Origin of the sequence: Saccharopolyspora kobensis (genome assembly GCF_900108315.1) — a bacterium.
In the GTDB taxonomy this organism is placed as follows: Bacteria; Actinomycetota; Actinomycetes; order Mycobacteriales; family Pseudonocardiaceae; genus Saccharopolyspora; species Saccharopolyspora kobensis.
Map to the genome: position 1 here is coordinate 617,657 of NZ_FNVB01000002.1, position 19,714 is coordinate 637,370.

The window sequence follows — 19,714 nt, forward strand, 5'->3', positions numbered from 1 at the left end:
GCGGTCAGTCCTTGATCTCGCAGAGGGTGGTGCCCTGGGAGACCGAGTCGCCCGGTTGGGCCGACAGGCCCGTGACCGTGCCCGCCTTGTGGGCCGTCACCGGGTTCTCCATCTTCATCGCTTCCAGGACCGCGATCTGCTCGCCGGCTTCGACCTGCTGGCCGTCGGTCACCGACACCTTGACGATGGTGCCCTGCATCGGCGCCGTCACCGCGTCACCGGAGACCGCCGCTCCGGCCTTGCTCGCGGAGCGCTTGCGCGGCTTGGCCTTCGACGCCGGGGCCGCACCGGAGACCGCCAGCTCCGCGGGCAGCGTCACTTCGAGGCGGCGACCGCCGACCTCGACGGTGATGCTCTGGCGCGCCTCCGGCTCCGCGGCCTCGGCGCCACCGGTGAACGGCTCGATGGTGTTGTCGAACTCGGTCTCGATCCAGCGGGTGTGCACGGTGAAGCCGTCGGTGCCGGTGAACGCCGGGTCGCGCACGATCGCGCGGTGGAACGGCAGGACCGTGGCCATGCCCTCCACCACCATCTCGTCCAGGACGCGGCGCGAGCGCTCCAGCGCCTGCTGCCGGTCCGCGCCGGTCACGATCACCTTGGCCAGCAGCGAGTCGAACTGCCCGCCGATCACGCTGCCGGACTCCACGCCCGCGTCCACCCGCACGCCCGGGCCGTGCGGCGCGACGAAGCGGGTCACGGTGCCGGGCGCGGGCAGGAACCCGCGGCCTGCGTCCTCGCCGTTGATGCGGAACTCGATGGAGTGGCCGCGCGGCTTCGGGTCCTCGGTGTGCTCGAGCTTCGCGCCCTCGGCGATCCGGAACTGGCCGCGCACCAGGTCGATGCCGGTGGTCTCCTCCGACACCGGGTGCTCGACCTGCAGCCGGGTGTTGACCTCCAGGAACGAGATCGTCCCGTCCATGCCGACCAGGAACTCCACGGTGCCCGCGCCGTAGTAGCCGGCCTCGGCGCAGATCGCGCGGGCCGCCTCGTGGATGGTGCGGTGCTGCTCGTCGCTGAGGAACGGCGCCGGGGCCTCCTCGACCAGCTTCTGGTGGCGGCGCTGCAGCGAGCAGTCGCGGGTGCCGACGACGACCACGTTGCCGTGCTGGTCGGCCAGCACCTGGGCCTCCACGTGCCGCGGGCGGTCCAGGTAGCGCTCCACGAAGCACTCGCCCCGCCCGAAAGCGGTCTCGGCCTCGCGCACCGCCGAGGCGTAGAGCTCGGGGATCTCCTCGATGGTCCGGGCGACCTTCAGCCCGCGGCCGCCACCGCCGAAGGCGGCCTTGATGGCCACCGGCAGGCCGTGCTCCTCGGCGAAGGCCACCACCTCGTCGGCGCCGGACACCGGGTCCTTGGTGCCGGGCACCAGCGGCGCACCGGCCCGGGTGGCGATGTGCCGGGCGGTGACCTTGTCGCCGAGGTCGCGGATCGCCTGCGGCGACGGGCCGATCCAGATCAGGCCCGCGTCCAGCACCGCCTGGGCGAAGTCGGCGTTCTCCGACAGGAACCCGTAGCCGGGGTGCACCGCGTCGGCCTCGGCGCGCTTGGCCACGTCGATGATCTTGTCGATGTTCAGGTACGACTCGCCGGGCGTCGACCCGCCCAGCGCGAAGGCCTCGTCGGCCAGCCGCACGAACAGCGCGTCCGCGTCCGGCTCGGCGTACACCGCGACCGAGGCGATGCCCTCGTCCTTGCAGGCGCGGATCACCCGCACCGCGATCTCACCGCGGTTGGCGATCAGGACCTTGCTGATCGGCGTCACGTCCACAGTGGCCAACTCCTCAACTCCCGGCGCGACGCCGGACGACTGGCGAAACCTTGTCTGAACACGTCAGAGCCTGTCTTTGTCTTTGAAACGCCGAAGACGTTCAGCCCGCCCTCGGCGCTTGCACCGCCGCGGGTTCTCAGCGCTCGCCCGGCGAGGACGGCCCGGCCGCCGTGCATTGGGCCGGGCACCCGCAGTCCGGGCGGGCGCTGAGTTCCCGCTACCGGCACCGCTGCGCAAGACGAGTCCACCCGACAGGCCTTCAGCCCGGCAGCGCCGAAGCGCGCCAGGCGTGCGGGCCGGGCCGCAGCGGCCGCCGCCCGGCGGGGTGGCGGACCGCCGCGGCGGGATCGCCCCACCGCGACATCGGCTCGGGCCGCGGCTCGGCCGACGCCGCCTTGGCCGCGGCCAGCCCGGTCAGCGCGGCGGTCAGCGCGGCGAGCTCGACCTCGTCGGGATCACCGCGCACGATGCGCAGCACCGGCCGCTCCGGCACCGCGTCCGCGTCGTGGCTCATTGCGCTCCTCCTCCGGCAGCCGTCACAGCGGGATGTTGCCGTGCTTCTTGGCGGGCAGGCTCTCCCGCTTGTCGCGCAGCATCCGCAGCGATCGCGCCACGTAGCCGCGGGTGAACGACGGCGGGATCACCGAGTCGACGTAGCCGCGCTCGGCGGCGACGTAGGGGTTGCACAGGGTGTCCTCGTACTCCTGCTGCAACCGCGCCCGCAGCGCTTCGACGTCCTCGCCGTCGTCCGCGGCCTCCGCCAGCTGGCGGCGGTAGAGGATGTTGACCGCGCCCTGCGCGCCCATCACCGCGATCTGCGCGGTCGGCCAGGCCAGGTTGATGTCCGCGCCCAGGTGCTTGGAGCCCATCACGTCGTAGGCACCGCCGTAGGCCTTGCGGGTGATCACGGTGACCAGCGGGACCGTCGCCTCGGCGTAGGCGTAGAGCAGCTTCGCGCCGCGGCGGATGATGCCGTTCCACTCCTGGTCGGTGCCCGGCAGGAAGCCCGGCACGTCGACGAAGGTCAGCACCGGGATGTTGAACGCGTCGCAGGTCCGCACGAACCGGGCGGCCTTCTCGCTGGCGTCGATGTCCAGGGTGCCCGCGAACTGGGTGGGCTGGTTGGCCACCACGCCCACCGGGCGGCCCTCGATGCGCCCGAAGCCGGTGATGATGTTCGGCGCGAACAGCGCGCCGGTCTCCAGGAAGTCCTCGTCGTCGACGACGCGGGAGATGACCTGGAGCATGTCGTAGGGCTGGTTCGGCGAGTCCGGGACCAGGGTGTCCAGCTCGCGGTCGAGGTCGGTGATCGAGTCGGCGATCGCGCCCTCGGCGATGTCGGCGTCGAAGACCGGCGCTTCGGCGAGGTTGTTGCTCGGCAGGAACGACAGCAGTTCCTTGACGTAGCCGATCGCGTCGTCCTCGTCGGCGGCCAGGTAGTGCGCGTTGCCCGAGCGGGAGTTGTGCGTGCGGGCGCCGCCGAGGTCCTCGAAGGTGACGTCCTCACCGGTGACGGTCTTGATCACGTCCGGGCCGGTGATGAACATGTGCGAGGTCTGGTCGACCATCACGGTGAAGTCGGTGATCGCCGGCGAGTACACCGCGCCGCCCGCGCACGGGCCCATGATCAGCGAGATCTGCGGGATCACGCCGGAGGCGTGGGTGTTGCGCTTGAAGATCTCGGCGTAGAGGCCCAGCGCCGCGACGCCCTCCTGGATCCGCGCGCCGCCGGAGTCGTTGATGCCGATCAGCGGGCACCCGGTCTTGAGCGCCAGGTCCATCACCTTGACGATCTTCTCGCCGAAGACCTCGCCCAGCGAACCGCCGAAGACGGTGAAGTCCTGGGAGAACACGCACACCTTGCGCCCGTCGACGGTGCCGTAGCCGGTCACCACGCCGTCGCCGTAGGGGCGGTTGGCGTCCAGGCCGAAGTTGGTGGAGCGGTGCCGGGCGTGCTCGTCGAGCTCCACGAACGAGCCCGGGTCCAGCAGCAGGTCGATCCGCTCGCGGGCGGTGTACTTGCCCTTGGCGTGCTGCTTGGCCACCGCGCGCTCCGAGCCGGCGTGCACCGCCTCGTCGTTGCGCCGGTACAGATCCGCCAGCTTGCCCGCGGTCGTGTGGATGTCCGGCACGTCCGCCGGCGGCTGACCGACCGGCTCCGTCGCGCTGCTCATGCAACCAACCCGTCCTCGTTACCTGCTCCGACCTCAGTATCCGCCCGCGATCACGGCGAACGCAGCACTGATTCTTGCGGAGATTAGTTCGGCGGCCGGTCTCGCGTCAATGCGGAAGTGACCAGCGAATAGATCACACCGATCGGCAACCACCTGCGGATTCGCCGGTTAAGTGAATGGCCGGTAGTCGAGGCTCAAGTTGTGGTCGAGCGCACTCAGCCGATCGGGGTAGCCAGCATCAGAGCCGCTCCGACGGCCAGCAGCGCCTCCACGTCGCGGACCGCGCCGGTGCGCGCCATGTCGTTGGCCACCGTCAGCGCCGCCTGCACCAGGATCCGGGAGCGCACCTGGTCCAGCTCGGGTCGCGCCTCGCACAGCAGCCCGACCCACTCGGCGACGTAGGCGTGCTGGGTCTGCCGGGCGCGGTGCCGCTCGGCGTCCGGCAGGTGGTTGACCTCGCTGACCAGGATGTCGATGAAGCGCCCGTGGTCGAAGGCGAAGGTGATGTAGGAGCGCAGCAGCTCGCGCAGCGCGTCGGCGGCGGCCGGGGTGCTGGCCAGGGTGCGTTCGAGCTCGACCTCCAGCCACGCGTTGCCGCGGGTGATCACCGTGCTGAGCAGCTCCTGCTTGCTGGCGAAGTAGTTGTAGAGGCTCGGCCCGGCGATCCCGGCCGCCGCACCGACGTCCTCGGTGGTCACCTTGGTGTAGCCGGCGTCGGAGAACAGCCGCATCGCGGCGGCCAGCAGCAGCCGGCGCCGGGAGGCGCGGCCGGCGAACAGCGCCGAGCGCTGCTCGGAGTCGTCGCGGCGCTCGGCGAACCGGTGCGGGGGCTGCTCGCCGATGACCACCACCATCGCCCGCAGCAGCTGTTCGAACTCCCGCCTCGGCAGGTCGACCTGGTGGTAGGACGGGCTGGTCAGCACGCTGAAGGTGCACCAGGCGCGGAACCGGGCGTCCTGCCCGGTCAGCTCCGCTCGGAAGGCGCGGGCGACCTCGGCCAGGCCGCTGGCGACCTCGCGCAGCTCCTTGCGCAGCGCGTCGCGCTGCTCCTCGGGCAGCTGCCGGGCCTCGCGCTGCCAGAGCACGCCCAGCTGGCGGTGCTCCAGCGCGGCCGCGGCGAGCCGCTCCACCACCTGGTCCAGGTCGGTGACCTCGGCGGTGATCTCGCTGAACGGGCGCAGCTCGTCGAGCACCACCCGGGTCAGCAGCTGCTGCTTGCCGGCGAAGTGCCGGTACAGGGCCGAGGAGCCGACGCCGACGGCCTCGGCGATGTCGCTCATGCCCACCCGCGCGTAGCCCTGGCGGTAGAACAGGTCCGCGGCGGCCGCGGTGATCAGCGCGCGCCGGTTGCGCGGACGCGTGTTCCGGGCAGGCGGATTGGTCACCTCTGGCATCGCGTCCGTCCCTTCCCCGGCCACCCACGAGCATACGTGCGCCGTTCCGAGCCGCCGCCGGATACGTAGAACCCTTAGCCGGTGGGTCTTTCGATCGCTCGCGCCGCGGGCGATACTCCGGCGGCCAACGCGGATCCACACCGGACGATCGGGAGTCGACGCATGTCAGCAGCTTCGGAGCACGCCGACCTGATCGGCAGCGGGGTCACCGCGATCGCGGCTCGGGTCCGCGGCGGTGAGCTGTCCAGCCGGGAGCTGGTGTCGGCCTGCCTCGCGCAGGCGGCGGCGCTCGACGACCTGAACACCCACATCACCGTCGCCGAGAACGCCGCCCAACGCGCCGGGGAGCTCGACCGGCGGCTCGCCGAGCGCGGTCCCATCGGCCCGCTGCACGGGGTTCCGGTCAGCGTCAAGGACAACTACACCACCTCGGGCATCAGGACCACCGGTGGCATGGCCGTGCTGCGGGACTGGATCCCGGACACCGACGCCGCGGTGGTGCAGCGCTTGACCGACGCCGGTGCGATCGTGCTCGGCAAGACCAACATGCACGAGTGCAGCTTCGGGATCACCTCGGACAACCCGCACTTCGGCCCGGTGCGCAACCCGCACGACCCGACGCGCAGCGCAGGTGGCTCCAGCGGCGGTTCCGGCGCGGCGGTCGCCGCCCGCATCGTGCCCGCCGCCATGGGCACCGACACCGGCGGCTCCGTGCGCATCCCAGCGGCGGTCTGCGGCGCGGTCGGGCTGAAGCCGACCCACGGCCGGTTGCCGCTGGAGGGCGTTCTGCGGGTGTCCGCGGGATTCGACGTCGCCGGGCCGATCACCCGGGACGTCACCGATGCCGCGCTGATGATGCACGTCCTCACCGGTGGCGAGACGGTGGCGCCGGGCGAACTGCCCACCGATCCCGCAGCGCTGCGCGGTGTCCGCATCGGTGTCCCGGTCGGCGACTACTGGGCGGACAACCACCCGGAGGTCGAGCGGTTGCACCGGGCAGCCGCCCAGCGGTTCGCCGATGCGGGTGCCGAGCTGCGGGAGGTCACCGTCGAGCACGCCGAGATCGGCAGCGAGACCGGGTTCCTGATCGTCTCCCCGGAGTCGGTCGTGCTGGTGGCGGAGCTGTTCCGCGAACGCGGGCTCGGCTCGGTCGAGGAACGGCTGGGCAGCTTCGGCGCCGACGTCGCCGCTCTGCTCGGCAGCCAGGTCGGCCCGGACGCCTCGCCCGTCCCCGCCCACGCGTACCTGACCGCGCTCGGCGAGACCGTGCCCGCCATCCGCCGCGGATACCTGACCGCGCTGTCCGATGTGGACGTGCTGCTCTCGCCCACCACCCCGTCACCGGCGATCCCGCTGGCGCAGAGCGGCCGGATGGAGCACAACGGGAGCGCGGTCGACCCGTTTCCGACCTTCTCCCGCTACACCTTCGGCGCCAGCGTGGCCGGGCTCCCGGCGATCTCCGTCCCGGCCGGGCTGACCGGCGACGGCCTCCCCGTGGGAGTGCAGCTCATCGGTGCCCACCACGCCGAATCGACGCTGCTGCGCCTGGCCCGGGCGTTCGAGCTCACCGCGGGATGAGCGCTCACCAGCGCCAGCAGGTGGCGGCGACGATCTCGTCCGGGGCGGCGTCGGCGTAGCGCTCGGCCTCGGCGCGGCGGACGGTGAGCATCGCGTCGTGCAGCTCCGGGCCCATCGCCTCGGCCAGCACCGCCGACCCCGCCAGCGCATCGGCGGCCGCCGCGGCGTTCGTGGGCAGCCGGTGGATTCCGGCCGCCACCCGGTCGCGCTCGTCCAGCGCCGCCGGATCGCCGGTGACCTCCGCGGGCAGCGCGAGCCCTTCGCGCGCACCGGCCAGCCCGGCCGCGAGCACCGCGCCGACCGCGAGGTAGGGGTTCGCGGTGCCGTCGAAGCACTTCACCTCGACGTTGGCCGCCCACTGCTGCGTGCCGGTCGTACCGGTGATCAGCCGCAACGCCGCCTCGCGCGCCTCCCGGCCCCACACCTGCCACACACCGGCCCAGCGGGAGGGCTCCAGGCGCAGGAAGCTCGCCGGGTTGCCCGCACCGATGGCCACCAGCGCGGGGAGCTCGCGCAGCACACCGGCCAGGAACGACTCCCCCGCCGGGCGCAGCCCGTGCGGGCCGCTGCCGCCGGCGAACAGGTTCCCGTCCGCATCGCGCACCGACAGGTGCAGGTGGCCACCGGAACCGGCGCCGCCGGGCACCAGGCACGGCGCGAAGCTCGCGCGCCAGCCGTGGCGTCTCGACAGGGCGCGCACGGTGTGCCGGACCAGCACCGCGTCGTCGGCCGCGGTCACCGGGCCGACCGCGGCCACCGACAGCTCCACCTGGCCGAGCGCGTACTCGGGGTGGAACTGCTGGACCTCCAGTCCCTGGGCGCGCAGGGCTGCGACGAGCTCCCGCGCGTACTCGGCGGTGGCCTCCAGGCGCATCTGGCCGTAGCCGGGGCCGCCGAAAGCCGGGACGAACTCCTCGCTGTCAGCTCGTCCCAACGCCCATTCGTGCTCGAAGGCCGCGAAGGCCGTCAGGCCGTCATCGGCTGCCGCCCGGACCTGCCGCGCGGCGAAATCCCGCTGGCAGCCGACGAACCGGTCCCCGTCCTGGGTGAACTTGTCGGCGGGTGCCCAGGCCCAGCCCGGCATCGCCGCCAGCCGGACCAACCGGTCCAGGTCGGGCACCAGGCGCAGATCGCCGTCCGGGCCGCCCAGGTAGCGCCCGCGCACCATCACGTCGTCGAAGGTGAACGTCTCGAAGCAGGGCGAGGCCCCGACCCCGTACCGCGCCGCCGCGGGCAGCCGGTCCAGCGGCACGCCCTTCACCCGCACGTTCCCCGCGTTGTCCACAAAGGACAGCTCGACCAGTTCCACGCCGTCGGCGCGCAATCCCGCGACGACATCACCCAGCCCGACCGGCTCGGACGCCGGAATCCGATCACCCATGCCGTCACCGTAGCGCCGGAACGGCCGATTTCGCGCCGGCTGCGCCGTTGTCCACGCCCTGGTGCGCGCAACGAGCGGCCGCGGTCTCAGATGTCGACCGGTTCGGTGGCGAACCGGGCGGTGCGCGGATCGCGTTCAGCGCCGGTGCGCCTGACGAGGACGCCGTAGAGCTCCGGGCGGCGACCGGCCAGCCACCGCCGACCCGTGGCCAGCGGGATCAGGTCGAGGTCGAGATCGGCCAGCACCACCTCGTCAGCGGCCGCCCAGGTCTCGGCGAGGATCCGCCCGTAGGGGTCGAGCACCATGGCGTTGCCGGTGCGGACCTCGTCGTCGTCCTGGCCGACTCCGTTGCTGAAGACCACGAACAGGCCGTTGTCGTGGGCGCGCGCCGGCAGCCAGCGCATCAGCCAGTCACGCCCGTTGGGACCGCGGAACTCGCGTTCGATCGCCGCGGGATCGGCGTGCCGGTTCCGCCAGAGCTCCACGGGAACCGGTCGCATGCCGTGCGGGCTGCGGGAGGCGGTCCCACCGGTCTGGTGCGGCGCGATCAGGACCTGCGCACCGGCCAGCGCGCAGGCCCGGACGTTCTCGACGAGGTTGTTGTCCCAGCAGATCAGCACCGCCATCCGCACACCCCACGGGGTGTCGAAGACCGTGTAGCCGTCGCCGCTGCTGATGGCCTCGTGCTCGAACGCGTGCAGCTTGCGGTGCACGTGCACGCTCCCGTCGGGCAGGCACACGGCGTAGGAGTTGAACAACCTTCCGCCGTCGCTCTCCAGGAATCCGACGCCCACCCCGACGCCGTGCTGCTGGGCGAGCGAACGCACCGCGCTCACCGACGGCCCGTCCACCGGCTCGGCCAACGCGCGCAACGCCGCCACGTCGTGCCGGCGCAGGTGCCAGTACCCGATCACGCACATCTCCGGACACACCACGAGCCGAGCCCCGGCCGCCGCGGCCAGGCCCGCGAAGTGCGCCACTCGCCCCAGGTTGTGCTGCTTGTCGTCGGCGCGGTGCTCGAACTGCACCGCCGCCACCTTCAGGACGTCTGCCATAGGGCCATCCCAACCGAACGACATCCATACGTCCAATGAATCTTCGGCGGCATCGCATAACCTGATGGAATGCATGCTCGACTGCGGGCCTTCGTCACGATCGCCGACAACCGCGGTTTCGGACCGGCCGCGCGCAGCCTCTCCATCACCCAGCCGGCGCTGACCAAGCAGATCCAGGCACTGGAACGCGAGCTGGGCGGGGCCCTGTTCACCCGCGGCAGGCACGGCGCCGCGCTCACCGACTTCGGCGAGTCGCTGCTGCCGCAGGCCCGGGAGGTGGTCGCCGCGGTCGACGACTTCACGCACCACGCGCACCGCCTGTCCCGGGGCGAGCACGGCAGGCTGGCACTCGGCTTCGGACTGTCGACGATCGACATCGCGCCGCGGGCGGTCGCGGCGTTCCGGCGGTCGTTCCCGGACGTCGAGGTCGGCCTGGAGGACCTGCCCTCCGCGGTGCAGGTCGACCGGATCCGCACCGGTCGGCTCCACGCGGGATTCGTCCGGCTACCGGTGGGCGACGATCTGCACCAACGCGCGCTGCGCCGCGATCACCTCGTCGTCGCCAGCACCGCCCCGGTGCCGCGCGAGGTCATCGGCTGGCTCGGCGGGCAGCGACTGGTCCGGCTCGCCCGGATCAAGGGTCCGGGCCTGGCGGCGCAGATCGACCGGCTCTGCGCTGCCCGGCAGATCAGCCCCGGCACCCTGCACGAAACCCACGACCTGCAGACCGTGCTCGCCCTCGTGGCGGCGGGCGTCGGCCCCGCGCTCGTCCCCGCCACCGCGGCCCGCATCGCTGCGCCCGGCGTGACCTTCACCGCGCTGCACGAGCCCGAGGCGACCTGGGACGTCGGCATCGCCTGGCACCCCGTCCAGCACACCGCCCTGGTCGACAACTTCGTCAAGAGCGTTCTCGCACCGGAGCCGACCGCGTAGCCGGGCCTGGCAGCGGAATCGTTCGCAGGGCTCAGCCGCCCAGGCCGAGGCGCTGGCGTTCGGGGAAGTACCAGCGCATGACCTTCCGGAGGTTGTCGGAGTCGGGGCGCGCCCAGTTGCGCATCAGCTCCGCGCCGAAGGAGATCGCGGTGACCGGCCGCGCGCCGGCGGCGATCATCCGGTCGAACGCGCGCTCGTGCGCCACCCGGCTGATCCCGCCGACCGCGTCGGCCACCGGGTGGACGTCGTATCCCGCCGCGAGCATGTCCAAGGTGGGAAAGGCCAGGCACACCTCGGTCCAGAGCCCGGCTATGACCACCTTGCGGCGCCGCGAGCTCTCGATCGCCTCGTGGAAGTCGGGATCCTCCCAGGCGTTGACACCGGTGCGGTCGATCTCCTCGACGCCCGGCAGCTCGTCGCGGATCCGCTGCGCGGTGCCCTCGTTCACGCCCATGCCGACCCCGACCGTGGAGAGCACGACCGGCACGCCGTAGGCCGTGGCCAGCTTGCACAGGGCGACCACGTTCAGATCGATCTCCTCGCGCGTGCTCGAGGTGATGGTGGCGTACTGCTCGGGCTGGTAGTCGATCAGCGCGACGATGCAGTTCTCGGGCGTGAGCAGGTGGTCGGTCCGGGGATCGCGGCGCGGCTCGGGCTCGGTCTTGGCCATGGCGTTCTCCCCCCGGACGCTTCCGACTCCCACGATCGCGAAAGGCATACCCCGCGACTGGCAGCGCAAACAGCCTCTCCGCGTCCTGCGGCCGAATCGCGTGCCGGACCACGCAGCCGGTCGCCGTGGTGACCTGATCGACGAGGCCGCCGCGGTTCGCAACGGCGCGCCCCGGCCTCGCCGAGCGCTCGGCCGGGGCGACGAGCCGTCAGTTCTGGGCCATCAGCTGTTCGAACGGGACGACTTCCTCGAAGGGATCGGGCCGGGAGGCCGCCGGGCGGGCGGCGATCAGGGCCGCGAACTCGGCCGCCGCCCGGTCGATCCGGTCGGCCAGCGCCGTGCCGTCGCCGCCGTTGCCCCAGTCCTCCGACGCCGCGTAGACCGCCGTCGGCACCACCACCGCGCGCAGGTAGCTGAACATCGGGCGCATCGCGTGCTCCAGCGCCAGCGAGTGGCGCGGCGAACCGCCGGTGGCGCCGATCAGCACCGGCTTGCCCAGCAGCGACTCGTTGTCCAGCACGTCGAAGAACGACTTGAACAAGCCGCTGTAGGAGGCCTGGAAGATCGGTGTCACCGCGATCAGCCCGTCGGCCGCCGCCACCTCGTCCAGCACCTCGCGCAGCTCGGTGCCGGGGAACCCGGTGACCAGGTTGTTGGCCACGTCCTTGGCGTGGTCGCGCAGCTCCACCACCCTGGTGCGCACCGGCAGTTCCCGCTCGGTGGCCGCGGCCAGCCGGTCGGCCAGCAACCTGGTCGACGAGGGCTGGCTCAGCCCTGCCGAGACCACGACCAGCTTCCGCTCGGTCATTGAACTCTCTCCATTCTGGTCGGCGGCCGCAGCCGCGACGTCCGGGGCCGCGTGGCCGTGCAACTGCCGCCAAGCGCCGAAGGCGCTTCCGAGTCCACCTGTGCAGCCCGCACCGCCGCGCAAAACGAGGTCCTTAGAACCTCATTTCACCGTCTCCGCCTTCTTCTCGTTCTTGGCGGCCAGCAGGGAGGCGTGCGTCGGCGCCTCCGGGACGTGGCTGGGCCGCAGCGACTCGAATTCCTTGCGCAGCACCGGGACGACCTCCTCGCCGAGCAGGTCCAGCTGCTCCAGCACGGTCTTCAGCGGCAGCCCGGCGTGGTCCATCAGGAACAGCTGGCGCTGGTAGTCGCCGACGTACTCGCGGAAGCCCAGCGTCCGGTCGATGACCTCCTGCGGGCTGCCCACGGTCAGCGGCGTCTGCTCGGTGAACTCCTCCAGCGACGGCCCGCCGCCGTAGACCGGCGCGTGGTCGAAGTACGGCCGGAACTCGCGCACCGCGTCCTGGGAGTTCTTGCGCATGAACACCTGACCGCCGAGGCCGACGATCGCCTGGTCCGCCGAGCCGTGCCCGTAGTGCTCGAAGCGCCGCCGGTACAGCTCGACCATCCGCTGGGTGTGCTGCGCGGGCCAGAAGATGTTGTTGTGGAAGAAGCCGTCGCCGTAGTAGGCGGCCTGCTCGGCGATCTCCGGGCTGCGGATGGAGCCGTGCCAGACGAACGGCGGGACGTCGTCCAGCGGACGCGGCGTGGAGGTGAAGCCCTGCAGCGGGGTGCGGAACTTGCCCTCCCAGTCCACCACGTCCTCGCGCCACAACCGGTGCAGCAGGTGGTAGTTCTCGATCGCCAGCGGGATGCCCTGGCGGATGTCCTGGCCGAACCACGGGTACACCGGCCCGGTGTTGCCGCGCCCCATCATCAGGTCCACCCGGCCGCCCGCCAGGTGCTGCAGCATGGCGAAGTCCTCGGCGATCTTCACCGGGTCGTTGGTGGTGATCAGCGTGGTCGAGGTGGACAGGATCAGCCGCTCGGTGCGGGCCGCCACGTAGCCGAGCATGGTGGTCGGCGAGGACGGCACGAAGGGCGGGTTGTGGTGCTCGCCGGTGGCGAAGACGTCCAGCCCCACCTCTTCGGCCTTCAGCGCGATCCGGACCATGGCCTTGATCCGCTCGGCCTCGGTGGGCGTGCGGCCGGTGGTCGGGTCCGCGGTGACGTCACCGACCGAGAAGATTCCGAACTGCATGTCAGCTCCCTCGCTGGCCAGATCCCGCCCTCTTTAGTACGAGATTCAACTACTTCCGGGAACGATTCTTCCCTACGAGCTATTCCCCGCGCCAGCCCGCCCCGGCAGGACGCACGTCACAGCAGGTGCCCGACACGCCCGGGCATGTCAGCACCGGTGGAACGGGGAACAGCCACACCTCCTGAGTACGATCGAATTCGTCTTCGAAGCTGCGCAGCCGCTTGGCCCGCTCTCGGCGCTTGCACCGCCGCGGGTTCACAGCGGTCGCCTGGCGAGGACAGCCCGAGCTCCGCGCATCGGGCATTCATGAGTCCGGGATCCCGGAGTCCAGGCGGGCGCTGAGGTTCCGCTGCCCGCACCGCCACGCAAGGCGACCCCAGGAGGACCTCTAAGATGCGCGCCGTGGCTTCCCCCGATCTCTTGACCGATGCTCACCAGGTTCTCCAGCGGGTGTTCGGCTACGACTCCTTCCGCGGCTCGCAGCAGGAGATCGTCGAGCAGGTCATCGGCGGCGGGGACGCCCTGGTGCTGATGCCCACCGGTGGCGGCAAGTCGCTGTGCTACCAGATCCCGGCGCTGGTGCGGCCGGGTGTCGGGGTCGTGGTCTCGCCGCTGATCGCGCTGATGCAGGACCAGGTGGACGCGCTCAACGAGCTCGGCGTGAAGGCCGGGTTCCTCAACTCCACCCAGACCTACGAGCAGCGCCGCCGCACCGAGCAGGCGTTCGCCTCCGGCGAGCTCGACCTGCTCTACCTCGCGCCGGAGCGGCTGAACCTGGACTCGACGCTGGAGCTGCTCGGCCGCGGCGAGGTCTCGCTGTTCGCCATCGACGAGGCGCACTGCGTGGCGCAGTGGGGCCACGACTTCCGGCCCGACTACCTGAACCTGTCGGTGCTGCACGAGCGCTGGCCGGAGGTGCCGCGCATCGCGCTGACCGCCACCGCCACCCCGGCGACCCGCCAGGAGATCGCCACCCGGCTGGAGCTGACCGAGGCCCGGCACTTCGTCTCCGACTTCGACCGGCCCAACATCCAGTACCGCATCGTGCCGAAGAACGACCCGCGCAAGCAGCTGCTGCAGTTCCTGCGCAGCGAGCACGCCGGGGACGCCGGCATCGTCTACCGGCTCTCCCGCGCCGAGGTGGAGCGGACCGCGGAGTTCCTGGTCGCCAACGGCATCGAAGCGCTGCCCTACCACGCCGGGCTGGACAAGGAGGTCCGCGCGCGGCACCAGGCCCGGTTCCTGCGCGAGGAAGGCCTGGTGATGGTGGCGACCATCGCCTTCGGGATGGGCATCGACAAGCCCGACGTGCGCTTCGTCGCGCACCTCGACCTGCCCAAGTCCGTCGAGGGCTACTACCAGGAGACCGGTCGCGCCGGCCGCGACGGGCTGCCCTCCACCGCCTGGATGGCCTACGGCCTGCAGGACGTGGTGCAGCAGCGCAAGCTGATCGACCTCTCCGACGGCGGCGAGGCCCACCGCCGCACGCTGTCCCGGCACCTGGACTCGATGCTGGCGCTGTGCGAGACGGTGAGCTGCCGCCGCACCCAGCTGCTCGCCTACTTCGGCCAGGACACCCCGGTGACCTGCCAGAACTGCGACACCTGCCTGAGCCCGCCGGAGTCCTGGGACGGCACGGTCGCCGCGCAGAAGCTGCTGTCGACCGTGGTCCGCCTCGACCGCGAGCGCAACCAGCGGTTCGGCGCCGGGCAGGTCATCGACATCCTGCGCGGCAAGAAGACGCCGAAGATCGAGCAGTTCCGGCACGATTCGCTGAGCGTGTTCGGCGTCGGCGCCGATCTCAGCGACAACGAGTGGCGCAGCGTGATCCGGCAGCTGCTCGCCCAGCGCCTGCTCTCCGTCGAGGGCGATTACGGCACGCTGGTGCTCACCGAATCCAGCGGTGAGGTGCTGCGCCGGGAAGATCCGCGCCAGGTCCTGCTGCGCACCGAGCCCAAGCGCGTCGCGTCCGCGCCCAAGGCCAAGACCGCCAAGGCCGGGGCGCAGGAGATGCCCGCCGAGGCCGAGCCGGTCTTCCAGAAGCTGCGCGCCTGGCGGCTGGCCACCGCGCGCGAGGAGGGCAAGGCGCCGTTCATCATCTTCCACGACTCGACGCTGCGGCAGATCGCCGCGGCCCAGCCCACCACCCTGGAGGAGCTCGGCGGCATCAGCGGAATCGGCGAGCAGAAGCTCAACAAGTACGGCCAAGCGGTGCTCGAAGCCCTCGCCGCGGAGGAGTGATCGCGGGGCAGGCGCTGGCGCCGGAGTTCCGCGAAAAGTGACTTGTGACACGGTGATCGCCGTTATGCTGCGCGGGAGAACACGCGCGCCGCTGATGGGGAACGGGTGATGCCTGAACCGGCCGAGTCACTGCGCCGAACCGCCGACAATGCCGAATCACCGGAGAACTCGGTCGAAGAGGTTGTGGTCAACGGTCGCCCGATGGTCATCGTGCGCAAGAACAACATGGTGACCGTCCAACCGAAACACGCACCCGCCGCACCCGCTCCACCCCGTTGGCGCAGCAGGGTCGTGCTGCGCCGCATCGCCGCCGTCGTACTGCCGTGGTTCGCCGCCAGGTCCCTGTTCAAGCCCAAGGTCGGCGCACTCCGCAAGGACCGGATGCTGGACCGGCTCTCGTTCTGGCGAGCGGCTCTCGGCCTGGCCGTGATCGCGCTCGCGACCTTCCCCTACCCGAGGTACTGGTCGGAGATCCCCTTCAACACGTATCTCAAGGCGACCAAGACCGGGGGGTACGCGCTGCTCCTGCTTCCGCCGGCGTTTCTCGTGATGCTCATCGTGACCCGCTCCGGCCACCGGGTGCGACTCATGCGCGGCGCGCTGCGAACCCTGGGGTACGCCGTACTCGCGCTGGCGGCCTTCTACCTGCCCATCGTGTGGTTCCTCCGCGACGATCTCTCCCGTCTCTTCGTCGACGGCACTCACGAGTTCAATCCCCTGCCGTCGTTCCTCTCCGGCCGGCTCGGCGCCGCAGAGGTGCTCTTCGTCGTGTTCCTCGTGGTCTTCCTGGGGCCCTGGTACCTGGGCTTCTGGTACTGCACGATCTACTGGGCGGCGCGGACCGGCTTCTGGATCGGTGCGCTCCACCCGCTGCTCACACCGATCGCGACCACATCCGTCATGCTTCTGATCACCACCAAGGAGATCATCAAGCCCGAGACCAACGACGTGCCGCACCCGCTGTGGCTCGCGTTGACCCTCTGCGGGGCGGCGTCATCCCTGCTGCTGGCCGTCTTCGAGTACCAGCACCTCCGGTCGACCGGTCATCGCTTCCGCAGCGGGCCGGAGCCGATGACCACGGACGAGACCGAGGCCGACGCCCTCACGGGGCCAGTTGTTCCAGGACGAGGACCTGAGCCTCACCCACGATGAAGCCGAGGGCTGCGCCGGTGGCGATGAGGGTGCGCTCCTCTTCGCGGAACGCCGGGCGCAGGAGTTCCTCGAACTCCTCGGCGTCGAGCTCCTTCATCTTGCCGACCAGGGTGTTGCGGATGTCCATCGCGTCGGCCGCGTAGTCCTCCACGTAGCCCATCGTCTGCGGCAGCTTGGCCATCAGCAGCTCCGAGATCCGCTGCTTGAGGTCCTGGTAGCGGCGACCACCGATGGCCAGCACCAGCAGCGGCTTGGCGATGCTCGCCCGGCGGCTGAGCTCGTCGTCGACCTGCCGCTGCACCAGGACCATCACCTTGTCCGACATCGGGCCGCGCAACACCGCTTCGATGACGTTGCGCGGGGTGATGATCTCCGCGGCGATCAGCTCGCAGTAGGCCTCGGCGACCTCGTCGCGGCGCTTGTGGAACAGGCCCTGCCACTCGAACAGCCCCAGGTAGCGCTTCGGCCGCCGCGGGTGGAAGATCATCTTGAGCGCGAGCCAGTCGGTGAACCAGCCGGTGAACAGGCCGAACAGCGGCATGATGAGCGGCACCTTGAACACCACCCAGGCCGACATCTGCACCACGCCGATCAGCGCGCCGAACACCGCACCCGAGCGGCGGATGAACTGGAACTCCTTGCCGCCGGCCTCCAGGAAGATCCGGTTCAGCAGCTCCTTGTCCCGGACCAGGCTGGTGACCACCATGTCCTTGAGGTCGAAGACGTTGTCCACATCGGACTTGATCTCGGCCAGCACCTCGGCGAGCAACCGCGGCGCGTCGGCCTGCACCCGGCTGATCACCGCCCGCTGCACGCTGCGCGGCAACGACTCCCACAACCCCGGCTGGTAGGCCGAGGCGACCTCCCGGACGATCTCCTCGATGGTCTGCCGCAACGGCTCGGAGACCTCGGCGACGATGCGCTCGGGATCCAGCCGGTCCAGCACCTCCTGCGGTCTGATCAGCTGCTGGGTCAGCGTGTCGCAGGCGACCCCGGCCATCTTCGCGGCGTGCTTGGGCACGATGCCCTGCCAGCCCAGGAACGGCCTGATGCCCTTGAACTCCACCGGCCCGAACATCATCCGGATGGCGATCACCTTGGTGACGTAGCCGATGAGCGCCGCCACCACCGGGATCGACAGGTAGATCGGCCAGTGCTCGGCGAAGTCCTGGACGATCGCGTTCATCCGACTTCCCCCGGGCCCGCGCACCGCCGCCAGAACCTGGCTCCCAGCGCCGATATCCGCACGCTGCGGCGCACCGGCTTGGCCGCCTTCGACGACCGCAGCGCCTCGCGCACCCGGGAATCGGTCTGCAGCAGCTCGTACTGGTCGTCCAGGCCCGGCAGCGCCGGACCCATCTCGACCAGGCCGAACGCGTGCAGGCGGGTCAGGTAGTGCGGCACCTCCTCGGTCAGCGAGACGCCCACCGCGCGCCCCACCGTCGAACCGTTGCGCAGCAGGAACCGGGCGGTTCCGCCCACCACGCCGCGTTCGGCCACGTGCAGCACCGGGTACGCCGAGCCGTCGCCGAGCCCGGCCAGGATGCGGGCCTCGTCCGGGGTGAGGAGCCGGAGGATGCCGGAGTAGAGGTCTTCGGCGGCTTCTTCGCGGCCGGTCATGGCCGAGCGGTGCAGCAGCTCGGCCATCCGCTCGCGCAGGTCGGGCGGTTTCGGCGTCTCCTCGGCCGGTTCCACCTCGTCGTCGGCGGTCCCCGCGGGGCTGGACTCCACGTCGTCGAGCCACTGGCGCACTCCGGTGGCCACCACCCGCTCCACCGTCCGGAACCCGCGCTCGGCCTCGACTCCGCCGGGCAGCTGCTTGATCAGGCCGAAACCGACGCGCGCCGCACCCCAACCGGTTCTCGCGGCCCAGCCGACCAGCTCACCCAGCGCTTCGGACTGCGACCCGCCCGCCCGATCACCGTCCACCCCGCACCCCTCCGCTCCGCACCGCTCGAACACCGGGTCGACCCGGCGCCGGGTGCCCGGAGCATAACCACGGCAGCCCGGCGAAAGCGAGCATCGGCGGAGGCGGTCAGAAGGCGAAGCCGCCCGGTTTTCCGTTGCGGTCGGCCAGCAGTCCGGCGAGGGTCGCGATGGCGATCTCGGGCGGCGTCCGGGAGCCGATGTTGAGTCCGATCGGGCGGTGCACCCGCGCGATCTCGGACTCCGGGACGCCGAGTTCCCGCAGCGCCGCGACGTGCGGCCCGGCGTGGCGCGGGTTGCCCATGACCCCGACCCAGCGGACATCGCGCTTGAGCACGTCCCGCAACACTGCGCCGAGCTCCGCGCGGTGGTGGTCGGTCACCACGACGTCGGCGTCGGACCCGAGCTCCGGCACCTCGGCCAGCGCGCCGTCCGCGGCCCGCTCGGGGTCCGGATCGACCAGCAACGTCCGGAAGCCGAGGTCCCGGCCGTACCGCAGCAGGTGCTCGGCCACCGGCGAGGCGAACACCGCGACCAACGCGCGGCTGCCCCCGTCCACCGGCACCTCGCCGTGCGCCACCGCGCACGCAGCATCTTCGGTCATGGACCGAGGATGCCAGCCGCGGCCGGCCGGAACCACCCCCAGTGCTCCACTGTGGACGTCAGAGCCGGGTGGCGCGGGCCAGCCAGGCGGCGACGTCCACCAATGACCCGTCGGCAACGCCCAGCCCGTCGGCGTGCTCGCCGCGCGCGACACCCCGGTAGCGGCGCTCCTGGATCTCCTCCAGCCGCCAGCCCGGCACGTCGAACGCTTCGCGGATCACCGACGCCGGGAGGCGCGGACCGAAGCCGGGCTCGGTGTCCGACAGGGCGAGCACGTGCACGGTCGCACCCGGCCGGCACACCCCGTGCAGGCTGCGCACGTACTTCGCCCGGTCCTCCGGCCCGAAGACGTGGAACAGCGCGCTGTCCACCACCGTGTCGTACGGGCCGCCTTCCAGCGCCAGCGCATCGGCCACCTCGAACCGGGCCTCGACCTTCCGCTCGGCGGCGTTGGCCCGCGCCCGCTCGACGGCCGGGCGGGAGAAGTCCACGCCCAGCACGTCGTAGCCCAGCCCGGCCAGCAGGATCGTGTGCTCACCGGCGCCGCAGCCCGGGTCCAGCACCTTCCCGCCGATGCCGCCGGCCCGTTCCAGCTCGACGACGGCAGGCTGCGGCTCGCCGATCACCCACGGAGCCGTGCCCTCCTCGTACGCGGCGTCGAACGCCGAACGCTCAACCGAAGTCATGTCCGTCCTCTCCACGAAGCTGCTGGTCACAATCTGCTACTTCGACCTCGCTCGAAGTCAACACCCCGCTCCACCGACGGCACGCCGGAGTGACACGCGCCACTCG

The 19,714-nt window shown here is 71.3% G+C and carries 17 protein-coding genes; 4 read left to right on the forward strand and 13 right to left on the reverse strand.

The genetic code is table 11. The annotated features are described in order from the left end of the window. Positions 1-4: 4 nt before the first annotated feature. The 4 genes from C4T78_RS02745 to C4T78_RS02760 all read right to left on the reverse strand — a co-directional run bounded on the left by C4T78_RS02745 (position 5) and on the right by C4T78_RS02760 (position 5,336). Positions 5-1,768 carry an acetyl/propionyl/methylcrotonyl-CoA carboxylase subunit alpha gene (locus C4T78_RS02745; protein ID WP_093347604.1) on the reverse strand — a complete coding sequence of 588 codons (1,764 nt, stop codon included), beginning with the start codon at positions 1,766-1,768 and terminating at the stop codon, positions 5-7. A 259-nt stretch (positions 1,769-2,027) separates the two neighbouring features. Next, positions 2,028-2,282: an acyl-CoA carboxylase epsilon subunit gene (locus C4T78_RS02750; RefSeq protein WP_093347603.1), complete on the reverse strand. Its 255-nt coding sequence runs from the start codon at positions 2,280-2,282 to the stop codon at positions 2,028-2,030. A gap of 22 nt (positions 2,283-2,304) precedes the next feature. Continuing rightward, a complete protein-coding gene (locus C4T78_RS02755; RefSeq protein WP_093347601.1) occupies positions 2,305-3,942 on the reverse strand; it encodes an acyl-CoA carboxylase subunit beta in 1,638 nt (545 codons plus the stop codon). A gap of 215 nt (positions 3,943-4,157) precedes the next feature. Continuing rightward, the gene (locus C4T78_RS02760) at positions 4,158-5,336 is read right to left on the reverse strand and encodes a TetR/AcrR family transcriptional regulator (protein ID WP_093347600.1); all 1,179 of its coding nucleotides are present in this window, start codon (positions 5,334-5,336) and stop codon (positions 4,158-4,160) included. 162 nt (positions 5,337-5,498) lie between these two features. Here C4T78_RS02760 and C4T78_RS02765 point away from each other — a divergent pair, with 162 nt between their 5' ends. Next, on the forward strand, positions 5,499-6,914 hold the full coding sequence (locus C4T78_RS02765) for an amidase (protein WP_093347598.1): 1,416 nt from the start codon (positions 5,499-5,501) through the stop codon (positions 6,912-6,914). A 4-nt stretch (positions 6,915-6,918) separates the two neighbouring features. Here the strand turns inward: C4T78_RS02765 and C4T78_RS02770 are convergent, their stop codons facing one another. Continuing rightward, positions 6,919-8,295, reverse strand: coding sequence for a type I glutamate--ammonia ligase (locus tag C4T78_RS02770; RefSeq protein ID WP_093347597.1), 1,377 nt, complete (start codon positions 8,293-8,295; stop codon positions 6,919-6,921). A gap of 86 nt (positions 8,296-8,381) precedes the next feature. Continuing rightward, a complete protein-coding gene (locus tag C4T78_RS02775) occupies positions 8,382-9,350 on the reverse strand; it encodes a nitrilase family protein (RefSeq protein ID WP_093347595.1) in 969 nt (322 codons plus the stop codon). A gap of 69 nt (positions 9,351-9,419) precedes the next feature. Between C4T78_RS02775 and C4T78_RS02780 the strand changes: the two genes are divergently transcribed. Continuing rightward, on the forward strand, positions 9,420-10,283 hold the full coding sequence (locus C4T78_RS02780; protein WP_093347593.1) for a LysR family transcriptional regulator: 864 nt from the start codon (positions 9,420-9,422) through the stop codon (positions 10,281-10,283). Between the two features lie 31 nt (positions 10,284-10,314). Here C4T78_RS02780 and C4T78_RS02785 read toward each other — a convergent pair whose 3' ends face one another. The 3 genes from C4T78_RS02785 to C4T78_RS02795 all read right to left on the reverse strand — a co-directional run bounded on the left by C4T78_RS02785 (position 10,315) and on the right by C4T78_RS02795 (position 13,000). Then, entirely contained in the window at positions 10,315-10,953 is a 639-nt protein-coding gene (locus tag C4T78_RS02785) for an isochorismatase family protein (protein WP_093347592.1), read from the reverse strand. Between the two features lie 208 nt (positions 10,954-11,161). Further along, entirely contained in the window at positions 11,162-11,761 is a 600-nt protein-coding gene (locus tag C4T78_RS02790; protein ID WP_093146256.1) for an FMN reductase, read from the reverse strand. A 141-nt stretch (positions 11,762-11,902) separates the two neighbouring features. Beyond that, on the reverse strand, positions 11,903-13,000 hold the full coding sequence (locus C4T78_RS02795) for an LLM class flavin-dependent oxidoreductase (RefSeq protein WP_093347590.1): 1,098 nt from the start codon (positions 12,998-13,000) through the stop codon (positions 11,903-11,905). A gap of 393 nt (positions 13,001-13,393) precedes the next feature. Between C4T78_RS02795 and recQ the strand changes: the two genes are divergently transcribed. Together recQ and C4T78_RS02805 are read left to right on the forward strand one after the other, a co-directional pair. Then, positions 13,394-15,241 (forward strand): DNA helicase RecQ, encoded by a 1,848-nt coding sequence (gene recQ / locus C4T78_RS02800; protein WP_093347587.1) that lies wholly within the window; start codon positions 13,394-13,396, stop codon positions 15,239-15,241. Between the two features lie 108 nt (positions 15,242-15,349). Continuing rightward, positions 15,350-16,393, forward strand: a complete 1,044-nt coding sequence (locus tag C4T78_RS02805) for a hypothetical protein (protein WP_093347585.1) — start codon at positions 15,350-15,352, stop codon at positions 16,391-16,393. On the opposite strand, the gene C4T78_RS02810 is transcribed toward C4T78_RS02805, so the two are convergent. The 4 genes from C4T78_RS02810 to C4T78_RS02825 form a co-directional block, all read right to left on the reverse strand. Further along, positions 16,344-17,579 carry a DUF445 domain-containing protein gene (locus C4T78_RS02810; protein ID WP_093347583.1) on the reverse strand — a complete coding sequence of 412 codons (1,236 nt, stop codon included), beginning with the start codon at positions 17,577-17,579 and terminating at the stop codon, positions 16,344-16,346. The genes C4T78_RS02805 and C4T78_RS02810 overlap by 50 nt on opposite strands. Further along, positions 17,576-18,322, reverse strand: coding sequence for an Abi-alpha family protein (locus C4T78_RS02815; protein WP_093347581.1), 747 nt, complete (start codon positions 18,320-18,322; stop codon positions 17,576-17,578). Before C4T78_RS02815 ends, C4T78_RS02810 begins: the two co-directional genes overlap by 4 nt. Before the next feature lie 106 nt (positions 18,323-18,428). Further along, the gene (locus C4T78_RS02820) at positions 18,429-18,923 is read right to left on the reverse strand and encodes an XdhC family protein (RefSeq protein ID WP_093347578.1); all 495 of its coding nucleotides are present in this window, start codon (positions 18,921-18,923) and stop codon (positions 18,429-18,431) included. Positions 18,924-18,981: 58 nt separating this feature from the next. Further along, a complete protein-coding gene (locus C4T78_RS02825) occupies positions 18,982-19,608 on the reverse strand; it encodes a class I SAM-dependent methyltransferase (protein WP_093347576.1) in 627 nt (208 codons plus the stop codon). Between the last annotated feature and the right edge of the window lie 106 nt (positions 19,609-19,714).